Consider the following 10,449-nt stretch of genomic DNA (forward strand, 5'->3'; position numbering starts at 1 on the left):
CGGGCGACTCAGCGTGCGTACTCGTAGAACCCTCGGCCGCTTTTCACGCCCAGCAGCCCGGCGTGGACCATCTTCTGGAGCAGCGGAGCCGGTCGGTACTTGGGATCCCGGTAGCTCTCGAAGAGCACCGTCAGAGAATTGAGGATGGTGTCCAGGCCGATCAGGTCGCCCGTCTCCAGCGGCCCCATCTTGTGACCGAAGCAGCCCTTGAAGATCCGGTCCACGTCCTTCGCCGAGGCGACCTGGTCCTGGACGCAGAACACGGCCTCGTTCACGGTCAGCATCAGGACCCGGTTGGTGATGAAGCCCGGCAGGTCGGCCACCACCACGCCCTCCTTGCCGATCCTGTCCAGCAGTTCCAGGCCCGCGGCCATGGTCTGTTCGGAGGTGTGGAATCCCCTGATCACCTCCACCATGGGCATCAGCGGGACCGGATTCATGAAGTGCATTCCCAGCACCCGGTCCTGACGTCCGGTCACGGCGGCGACCCTGGTGATCGAGATCGCCGAGGTGTTGACCGCGAACAGGACGTCCGGCTTGCAGATCTGGTCGAGACGGAGGTAGACGTCGCGCTTGACGTCCCAGTCCTCGGTGACGTTCTCGAGGACGAAGTCCGCGCGTTCCAGCAGTTCCAGGCCGGTGTCGAAGGTGATGCGGTCGAGTACGGCGGCCGGGTCGGCGACCACCTCGCGCTTGGTGTAGAACCGCTGGAGGCGCTGGAGTTCGGCGATCGACTTGCGAGCGTCGGCGAGCTGCGCTTCCGAGATGTCCGTCAGGACGACGTCGAAGCCGTGCTCGGCGAAGGTGTGCGCGACGCCGCGCCCGATGGTCCCGGCGCCGACGACGCCGATCGTTCGAATGTCCATGCGGTTTTGGTCATCCCCTGTCATGATGTCGGGCTCCCTTCTTCACGCGGCATCGCACTCGGCATCACACGCCCGCCCCGGTCGCAGCGGCGCCCAGGACGGACTGGAGGAGCTGACTGGTGCCCTCGATGATCTCCATGACCTTCGCGTCCCGCAGGTAGCGCTGGACCGCCGCCTCACTCCCGATGCCGGCGGCGCCGTGGATCTGCACGGCGTCCGCGGCCGCCCGCATCGCCGCCCTGGACGCGAAGTACTTCGCCGCCAGGGTCTGGTTGATGGCTTCGGGGTCGCGGGCCGCGCGCGCCAGGCCGGCGCGGTGGCAGAGCAGCCGCGCCGCCGTGGTGTCGACGTGCATGTCCGTGAGCATCGCCTGGACGAGCTGGTGGTCCCGGATCGGCCCGCCGCCCTGCGAGCGCCGGCCGGCGTAGGCCGAGGAATCCTCGGCGCAGGCGCGCGCCAGACCGACCGAGCCCCAGGCGGTGCTGTACCGCCCGACGTCCAAGGCGGACGACGCGACGAAGGTCAGACCGGTCCCCGGCCGGCCGACCAGGTTCGCGGCCGGGATCCGGCAGTCGGTGAACGTCAGCTCCGCCAGCAGTGAGCCGCGCAGTCCCAGCAGGTCGCCGATCGGGCTGATGTCCAAGCCCGGGGCATCACGCTCCACCAGGAAGGCGGTGTGCTTCCCGTCGTACTGCGCGAACACCAGGAACACGTCGGCGATCGCGCCGAAGCTGATCCATTTCTTGCGGCCGCGCAGCACGATCCCGTCCCCGGCCGGCTCCGCCGTGGTCTCGATGCTCTTGGCGTCGCTGCCGATCCCGGGCTCGGTGAGCGCGAACGCCGCGATCACCTCGCCGGCGGCTATCGGTCCGAGCCAGCGAGCGCGCTGGGCGTCGGTGCCCCAGCGCCACACGGAGTGCGCCACCATGTCCGACACGGCGACGAAGTTGCGGACGTTCTGGCAGGCCCAGCCGATCTCTTCGGTGAACAGTCCGTACTCCACCGGACCCAGGGCCGGGTCGCCGCCAGGACCCGGGATCATCGCGGACAGCAGTCCCTCGGCCGCCAACGCCTTGACGACGTCGCGGGACATGGACTGCCGGGCGTCCGCCTCCGCCGCCCGCGGTCGGATCGCGTCGGCGGCGAACGCGTGGAACCGCTTCCGCCCTGCGGATTGTTCAGTGGTGAGCAGATTCCTCATCGAATCGAACCCCTGACATCCCGGGTTTCTTCGTTCTCTGACGTGGTGACGTGACGGTGCGAGTCAGGACTGTTCATGCGTGCCCCCGGCACAGGTCGGCGAGATGATCGAGGAAGGAGTCGACGAGGTCGTGCGCGACGGCGGCGGACAGGACCGACGTGTGGTACTGGAACATGCCGCGGACCCCGGCCTCGCCGTAGTGCACGACGAGCGCCGCGTCGAACTTGGGCTGCGGCAGCCGGATCACGTACTCCGCGCAGTCCAGGCCCGGCAGGTCCAGCGGGGTCACGGAGTCCATGCTCAGATACAGCTGCGGGAACTGGCGCGGCCGCGGCCGCACGTCCTGGAGCAGTCGGTTCGCCACCGCCGAGAACGGGATGTCCTGGTCCGTGACCGAGCCCACGAGGCGTTTGGCGGTCGCCATGAGCGCGTCGGCGTCGGCGGCTTCGGGGTCGGCCGCTCCCTCACCGCGCATCAAGACGGTGTTCAGCAGGCAGGACACCACGCGCTCCTCGTCCTCGGCGGTGTGCCCGGCGACCACACAACCCATCAGGAACTCGCGCAGGCCCAGCACTTCCCCGACGGCGCGCTGATAGGCGGTGGCCAGCACCGCCGGCTCGGTCACCCGGGCCGCCCGCGCCGCCGCGCGCAGGCCGGGCAGCCGGCCGCGGCGGTCGGAGATGACGACGACCTCGGCCCGCCCGGCGCCGTCGACCCGGGCGCCCAGCGGCACCGGGTCGAGGTCGGCGTAGCGGTCGGCCAGGGCGGCGGCCCGGCCCTCGACCTCGGGGTCGGCGGCGTGCGCGAGATGGCGGCGGTGCACCTCGGCCAGGCTCACCCCCGGCTCCCGGGGTCCGCGGGCCGGATCGGCGAAGTGCGCGACGACGTCGCCGAGCAGGACGCGCAAGGAGAACCCGTCCATCACCAGGTGGTGCCAGACGAAGAGCAGCAGGTGCCGCTCGGCGCTCACGGTGATCAGCACGCAGCGGAACAGCGGTCCGTCGGGCACCTGGACCCCGGCCTCGATCTGCTCCTCGACCAGGGCGGCGAGACCGACCGGGTCCGGCGGGCTGTCGCAGAGCACGTGCTCGACCCTGATGGTGTGCCGGCCCGGCAGCAGTGCCGGGACGCCACCGCCGACGGCCAGCGCCGCGCCGGTGCCCGGATGGTCGGCCAGCGCGCGTTCCACGGCCCGCCCGAGGTCGGCGCTGTCCACCGGTCCCCGGATCTCGTAGCCGATGTGCTCCCGGTACAGCGTCGGGTCGCCGGTGATCTGCTGCTGGGTCCAGATCGCCCGCTGCATCGGCGTCAGTGGCACGCCGTCCTCGGACCCGGCGGACCGCACCGCGTCGGACGGGTCGGCGACCAGCGCCAGCAGGGCGTCGTGGTGGTGACCCCACAAGCGGGTCAGCGCGGCCTGGTCCCAGACGCCTGCGTCGCCGGTCAGGTCGAGCCGCAGCTCGCGGGAGGCCGCGTCGGCGATCACCTCGACCAGCAGCGGTTGGCTGGACTTGTCCCACATGCGGGAATCGCCGACCCGCAGGCCGGTGTCGGCGAGCCGGTTGCGGACATGGAAGTGGACGTAGTTGAGGACGGTGTCGAACAGCGGCCGCCCAGCCATCTGGCGCAGTGCGGGATACGGGTAGCGCCGGTGCGGGAGGATCGCCGTCTCGGCCTCGAAGAGCGTGCGGGCCAGCGCGGCCCAGCTCGGCGCGTCCAGGTCCGCGTCCATCGGCATGACGTTGAGGAACAGGCCCATCAGCCGATCGCTGTCGGTGGTCTCCGGACGGCCGTTGAGCACGATCCCGGTCACGGGACGCGCGGTGTCCCGATGGGCGCCGAGCGCCGCCAGGTGGGCGGCCAGCACCAGGGACTTCACCGGCAGGCGGAGTTCGGCCGCGACCGCTTCCAGCCGGGAGCGCAGGCCGGCGGGCAGATCCGCGCCGACCCGGACCCGCTCGACGCTGCGCCAGTGCGGCTGCGCCGGCGGCGGGGAGTCCGATCCGATCCGCGCCAAGCGCCCGCGCCAGAACGCGCGGCTGTCCTCCGACTCCATGGCGGCGGCCTGGAGCCGGGCGAACTCGGCATGCCGTCCGCCGTCCGCCCACGCGGGTCGCTGGGGCGGCGGGGCGCCCTCGCGGGCGCGGGCATAGGCGGCGAGCAGGTCGACCAGGAAGACGGACTCGCTCCAGCCGTCGATGATCGCGTGGTGGAAGCCGTAGACGAGCCAGAAGGACGCGTCGTCGACCGCTGCCGCGTACACCCGCATCATCGGGCCGGCCTCGACGTCGAAGGGCCGGCCCGCCTCGGCGGCCAGCTCCTCCAGCGCCGCGGTGAGCGTCGGGCCGCCGCGGTCGCGCCAGTCGAGCACGGTCAGCGGCAGCCGCGGTTCGCGTTCGACGAGCTGGCGCGGACCGGCCGGGTCGGCCAGATCCAGGCGGGTGCGCAGCGTCGGATGCGCCGCGGCGACGTGGTGCAGCGCGGTCCGCAGCGCCTCCGGATCCAGGGCGGTCTCGACGCGGTGCGCGGCCACGTCGTGGTAGAGCGACTGGTCCGGGCTGCCGGCGGCCTCATAGACCAAGCCGAGCTGCAGGAGGGTCGCGGGATAGCTGCATTCGACGTCGGCGGGCAGGTCGGCGGACGGCTCGACGGCCGATGCGGAGGCGGCGGAGGCGGCATCGGTGGAGGCGGCGGAGGCGGACGCGCCGTCAGAGGCGATGTTTTCGCGCCCGGCGCCGTCAACGGTCGTGTCATCGGAGGCGCTGCCGCTCGCCGGGCCCGTGCCGCCGGCACCGCCCGAGCCCGGGCACAGGTCCCTGACAGTCGGCGTGGCGAACATGTCGGTCAGCGAGATCTCCAGACCGCGGACCTCGGCGTCCGCGATCGCCCTGATCGCCAGGATGGAATCGCCGCCCAGGCCGAAGAAGTCGTCGTCCAGCCCGACCTCGGGCACGTCCAGGACCTCGGCCCAGATCTCGGCGAGCAGCCGCTGATCCGCCGTCGGACCGGAGGCGGGCGCGACGGGAGCGGCGGCCGGCCCCGGCGTGGCGCCTCCGGCCAGGGCGGCCCGGTCGATCTTCCCCGAAGGGCTCAGCGGCAACGCGTCCATCAGCGCGACCTTGGCCGGGACCTGGTGCGCGGGCAGGACGTCTGCCAGCAGCGTCCTGATCCGCTCCACCGTCAGCCCGCTTCCGGATCGCGGCACGGCGAACGCCGACAGGCGCTTGACGCCGTCCGCGTCGGAGACCACCACGACCGCGGCGTCTGCGATGTCGGCCAGAGACAGCAGCGCGTGCTCGGTCTCCCGCGGCTCCACCCGGAAGCCGCGGATCTTGACCTGGTCGTCCTGGCGGCCGAGGAACTCGACGGTCCCGTCGGGCGACAGCCGGCCCAGGTCACCGGAGCGGTACATCCGGGCGCCCGGCGGAGCCGGCTCCGGCTCGGGCAGGAAGCTGCGCGCGGTCTGGCCGGGCCGGCCCAGGTAGCCGCGGGACACGCCGTCGCCGGCGATCCAGATGGCGCCGACCTCGCCGGGCCCGACCGGCCGCAGCCGGTCGTCCAGCAGGTGGATCCGGACGTTCCGCAGCGGGGTGCCGATCGGGACCGAGCCGCCGTCGGCGGGCGCGGTGCGGACCTGGTGGGTCAGCGCGAACGTGGTCGTCTCGGTGGGGCCGTACCCGTTGACCAGCCTCGGTCCACCGGTCAGGGCCGCGTACTCCAGGAACCGGGCCCCGCGCGCCGGGGACAGCACATCGCCGCCGACGACCAGCTCGGCGAGGCCGTCGAAGACGTCGGTCCGGCCGCGGACCAGCTCGTGGAACAGCGCCGGGGTCAGGAACAGGGTGCTGACATCGAACTCCTTGATCGTCGCGCCGAGTTCGTCGACGGCCCGGTAGCTCGGAGCGGCGACCACGAGCCGGGCGCCGTGCAGCAGCGCACCCCAGATCTCGAACGTCGAGGCGTCGAAGGCCGTCGGCGACATCTGCAGCACGGTCCTGTCCGGGCCGAAGGCGACGTAGTCCTGGTCCAGCACCAGGTTCAGCACGCCCCGGTGGGTGACGACGACACCCTTGGGCCGCCCCGTCGAACCGGAGGTGTACATGACGTATGCGGCCGACAGCGGCCCGGCGGCTCCGGTGGCGAGGGCCGGCGGCGCCGACGCCGCGACCGGCGGCGGGTCGTCGACCGCGGCCGTGGCCGGCCCGGCCAACGCCGGGTCGCGCCGGAGCCCGTCGGAGGTGAGGACCAGCGACGCGCCGCTGTCCGCCAACAGAAGGCGTACACGCTCGGCCGGGTACTCCGGCGAGACCGGCACGTACGTCCCGCCGGCCTTCAGTACCGCCAGCATCGCGACGATCAGGTCGACCGAGCGCGGAAGGTACAGCGCGATCCGGGTCTCCGGCGCCAGGTCGTGGCCGAATGACGCCGCCAGCGCCTCGGCCCGCCGCTGCAGCTCGACGTACGTGACGGACTCGGCGCGGTCCTGGAGCGCGACGCGGTCGGCGTGCGCGGCGGCGACCGCGTCGAAGCGGGCGGTGATCGTCGTCGGGTGGGCCTGTATGTCCGGGATGTCCATGGGCAACCTTCGCAAGGCTCGATGGCGACAGCGCGCTCAGCCGGCTCGGCCGACGGCGGATCGCAGGGCTTCGACGCTGGGCGTCAGGCGGACCGGCAGTGCGGAATACCCGGCGACGAAGGCGGAGTACACCGGCTGCGGCGGACCGTCGGGAGTGATCTGGTCGACGGCATGGCGCATGCCCTCCAGCACCGCCGTCACCTCGATCCGGGCCAGGTGCGCGCCCAGACAGAAGTGCGGCCCGAACCCGAACGTCAGGTGCCGGTTGGGGCGGCGCGCCGGATCGAAGCGCCCGGGGTCGGCGAACTCGCGCTCGTCCCGGTTCGCCGACCGCGGCCACAGGGTGACGACGTCTCCGGACCGGATGCGCCGGCCGTGCAGGTCGATGTCGGCGACCGCGGTGCGCGCCAGGTGGACCACCGGCGTGGTCCAGCGCAGGACCTCCTCGACCGTGGACCCGATCTCGATCTCGCCGTCCCGCACCCCTTCCCACAGCGCCGGGTCGGCCGCCAGCGCGGCGACCCCGCCGACGATCGACAGCCGGGTCGTCACGTCGCCGCCGAGGATGAGGCTGTAGCAGTTGAGGACGAGTTCGTCGCGGGTCAGCGGGACGCCGTCCAGCGACCCCTCGGCCAGCACCCGCAGCATGGCGCTCGGGTCGTTGCGGGCCAGCCGCGAGAAGTACAGGAGGATCTCGGCCTGCGCCAGCCGCGACGCGTCCTGCACCGGAGTGGCCAGGTCCGAGCCGAGCGCCGCGGTGGTCCGTTCGCCCACGTACTCCCGGTCCGTCTCCGGGACCCCGAGCAGGTCGCAGATCGCCGCCAGGGGAATCTTCGCGGCGATGTCCGCCGCCACGTCGCAGTGTCCCTCCCCTGCGGCCCGGACCCACAGGTCACGGGCGACCCGGCGGATCCGCTCGGCGAGCGACTCCAGTGCGGCCGGCATGAACTCGGACTTCATCAGACCGCGCAGCGCGGTGTGGTGCGGCGGATCGCTGACCACGAGCATGCGGCCGCCGCCGGGATCGCCCCCGTCCAGCACGGTCTCCAGCATGTTGCCGCGCGCCGAGGACAGCCGGGTCGTGTCCCGGGCCAGGGCCGCGACGTCGGCGTGCCGGCCGGCCACCCAGAAGCCCCGCCCGCCGGCGGCGGGCGGCTCGTGCCAGGCCAGCGGACGGTCCCGGCGCAGCTCGGCGAAGTAGGGGTCGAGCTCGCCGGTGACGAAGGCCCGCGGCCGGGTCAGGTCGGGCCCGACGCCGGTTCCGGCTCCCGCGGCGGATACGACAGCCGCGGCCGAACCGGACTCGCCGGTCGCGGCAACCCGGTCTGCGCCGGCCGTCTCTCCCGCCTCGGCGGACCCGCCCGCCCCGGCCGCCCCGTGTGCGATGGTCATACGGTCCCCGTGGTTGCTGTCCGCGCGGCCGCGATCGCCTCCCGGACGGACCGCGGCCGGATGTCCGGCCAGTGCTCCTCGACCCAGCGCTCGCAGGCGTCGACGCCGCCGGCGAACCCCGCCTCCCGCCAGCCGGCCGGGGCGGGGAAGTCCTCGGGGACGATCGCGTGCTGTTCCTCGTCGTTGACCAGGACCCGCATCCGCTGAGCGTCGGTCGGTGTGTCGGTCATCGTTCTGCTCCCGTCGTCAAGTCGGTAGGCCGGCGAGGATCCCGCGCAGGCCGACCGGGCCCCGCTGCTGGAGGAAGTGGCCGCCGGGCAGCGAGACGGCCTGGAAGGGGCCCGTGGTCCAAGTGGCCCACGCCGCCGATTCGGCCGCGCTCACCTGCCGGTCGCCGATGCCGTGCACCGCGAGCACCGGACAGCGGACGCGGTGCGGCTTGGCGTGCGCGACGTGGTCGTCACCGATCGCGAGATCCGCTCGCACGATCGGCAGCAGGGCCTCGCGCAGCGCCGGATGCTCGAACACCTCCAGGTCGGCGCCGCCGAGCTCGTGGAGCCTGGCGAGCAGGTGATCGTCCGACTGCTGGTGCCACCGGTCCCGGCCGGGCCGGCCGACGGCCGCACCCGGCGGACCGCCGGCGTCGCCCAGCGCCCGTACCGACACCACGACCAGCGCCCGAGGTGTGATCCCGGCCGCTTCCAGGGCCGCGGTGAACGCGTGGGCCACGTAGCCGCCCAGGCTCTGTCCCAACACCAGCGGCGGTCGTCCGTCGTCGACGGCGAGGAAGTCGGCGAACGCGGCGGCGGCCAGGTCGGCCACCGAGGCGGCGAACGGCTCCCGCGAGCGCGATCCGCGGCCCGGGTACTACATGACCAGCGGCCGCCACTCGGGTTCGAGTTCGGCGATCCACTCCCGCATCGAGTGCGCCGCGCCGCCGGCGAAGGGGAACAGCAGCACGCGGGGCTGGTCCGGCGCGGCCACCTCGTCCGGACTCCACCAATTCGCGGTGATCATCACCATCGGGTCAGCCCCCCGCCTCTGCGCCGCGCGGCCCGCCCAGCCGCCGCAGCGGCCCCCACGTGACCGCCGCGAGCAGCAGCAGTGCGGCCCCGCTGACCACGAACGGCGTCCAGACCTCGGTCTGCCCGGCGACCAGGCCGGCGCAGACCGCGCCCAGCGGCGCGCCTCCGGTGCCGATCAGCCGGTACACACCGTTGATGCGGCCGATGACCTCGCGCGCGACCGTCGTCTGACGGAACGCGACGGTGAGCGCCTGGTACACCACCGCGGCCAGGTTGAGGGCGAAGAAGCCTGCCACCCCCGCCACCGGGTTGTGCACCAGGCCCATGAGCAGGCAGGCCGCGCCGAGCGCGACCAGCGCCGCGGACACCACCGGGAACGTCCCGAACCGCTCCCGCAGCCGGGACGCGGCCAGCCCGCCGATCAGCCCGCCGAGCGCGGCGACGGCGAGGAAGAACCCGTACGCCGTCTTGCCCAGGCCCAGGACTTCCAGGACGTAGAGCACAAGGATCGCGCTGACTCCCGCGAAGAAGAAGTTGAGCCATCCCAGCATCACGGCCAGCAGCATGAGCAGCCGGTCGCCGCGCAGGTAGCGGAATCCGTCCCGGACCATCTCGCCCCAGCCCGGCGGCTTCGGGGCCGAGCCGGTGCCGGTGCCGGCGGCCGATGTCGGCGCGGACTTCGCGGCGGAGGCGGACAGCGAGTGCACGGTCAGCAGGACCATGACACCGATCGCGAACGACGCGGCGTCCAGGAGGAACGGCAGCGCCGCGGACACCGCGAACAACAGGCCGCCCAGGGGCTGCCCGACGGTGTCCAGGAAGATCAGTTGCACGGCCTGGAGCCGGCCGTTGGCCGACGTCAGCCTCGCCTCGGGCACCACCTCCGGCAGGTAGGCCTGCGCGGTGATGCCGAACACCGTTTCGCCGACGCCCAGCAGGAAGGCGGCCACGTACAGCACGGCCAGGTCGGCGGACTCGGTCCAGACGAGGAGGGCGACCAGCCCGACGATCACCGCGCGCCCCACGTCCAGCCACACCATCAGGCTCCGGCGCGGCCAGCGGTCGGCGGCCACCCCGGCCAGCGGCGACAGCAGCATCGGCACGGTGCCGGCCACCGTGACCAGCGCGAGCAGCGCAGGATCGGTGGTGTAGGTGACCGCCAGCAGCGGTAGCGCGGTGGCCCGCAGGCCGTCGCCCAGCGCTGACACGCCCGCCGCCGCGATCAGGCGGTTTGCGCCGTCCCGGCCGCGGGCCCCTTCCGGCACGGCACGACGCTCGGCGTCAGCCGGGGCGGCCTCGGCTTCGGCGACGTCCGGGGTGTCCGCGGGCGAGCCCGCCGCGTCGTCCACGTTGCTCACCGCGTCCTCCTCCGCAGTCTCCGGACCGTCA

7 protein-coding genes and 1 pseudogene are annotated in these 10,449 nt (G+C 73.2%); all 8 read right to left on the minus strand.

The features are described from left to right. Positions 1 to 8 precede the first annotated feature (8 nt). The 8 genes and pseudogenes from ACIBU0_RS13405 to ACIBU0_RS13440 all read right to left on the minus strand — a co-directional run bounded on the left by ACIBU0_RS13405 (position 9) and on the right by ACIBU0_RS13440 (position 10,418). Positions 9 to 866, minus strand: coding sequence for a 3-hydroxyacyl-CoA dehydrogenase family protein (locus tag ACIBU0_RS13405; RefSeq protein ID WP_398816310.1), 858 nt, complete (start codon positions 864 to 866; stop codon positions 9 to 11). A 64-nt stretch (positions 867 to 930) separates the two neighbouring features. Continuing rightward, a complete protein-coding gene (locus ACIBU0_RS13410; protein ID WP_398816312.1) occupies positions 931 to 2,067 on the minus strand; it encodes an acyl-CoA dehydrogenase family protein in 1,137 nt (378 codons plus the stop codon). 73 nt (positions 2,068 to 2,140) lie between these two features. After that, on the minus strand, positions 2,141 to 6,643 hold the full coding sequence (locus tag ACIBU0_RS13415; protein WP_398816315.1) for an amino acid adenylation domain-containing protein: 4,503 nt from the start codon (positions 6,641 to 6,643) through the stop codon (positions 2,141 to 2,143). A gap of 36 nt (positions 6,644 to 6,679) precedes the next feature. Then, entirely contained in the window at positions 6,680 to 8,035 is a 1,356-nt protein-coding gene (locus ACIBU0_RS13420) for a cytochrome P450 (RefSeq protein ID WP_398816318.1), read from the minus strand. After that, positions 8,032 to 8,265, minus strand: a complete 234-nt coding sequence (locus tag ACIBU0_RS13425) for an MbtH family protein (RefSeq protein WP_398816322.1) — start codon at positions 8,263 to 8,265, stop codon at positions 8,032 to 8,034. Before ACIBU0_RS13425 ends, ACIBU0_RS13420 begins: the two co-directional genes overlap by 4 nt. Positions 8,266 to 8,281: 16 nt before the next feature. Beyond that, positions 8,282 to 8,890: pseudogene (locus ACIBU0_RS13430) on the minus strand (thioesterase II family protein); the annotation flags it as partial. A gap of 12 nt (positions 8,891 to 8,902) precedes the next feature. Further along, on the minus strand, positions 8,903 to 9,058 hold the full coding sequence (locus ACIBU0_RS13435; protein WP_398816325.1) for a hypothetical protein: 156 nt from the start codon (positions 9,056 to 9,058) through the stop codon (positions 8,903 to 8,905). Between the two features lie 4 nt (positions 9,059 to 9,062). After that, entirely contained in the window at positions 9,063 to 10,418 is a 1,356-nt protein-coding gene (locus tag ACIBU0_RS13440) for an MFS transporter (RefSeq protein WP_398816328.1), read from the minus strand. Between the last annotated feature and the right edge of the window lie 31 nt (positions 10,419 to 10,449).

The sequence above is a fragment of the Streptomyces sp. NPDC049627 genome (assembly GCF_044465645.1).
Taxonomy (GTDB): domain Bacteria; phylum Actinomycetota; class Actinomycetes; order Streptomycetales; family Streptomycetaceae; genus Streptomyces.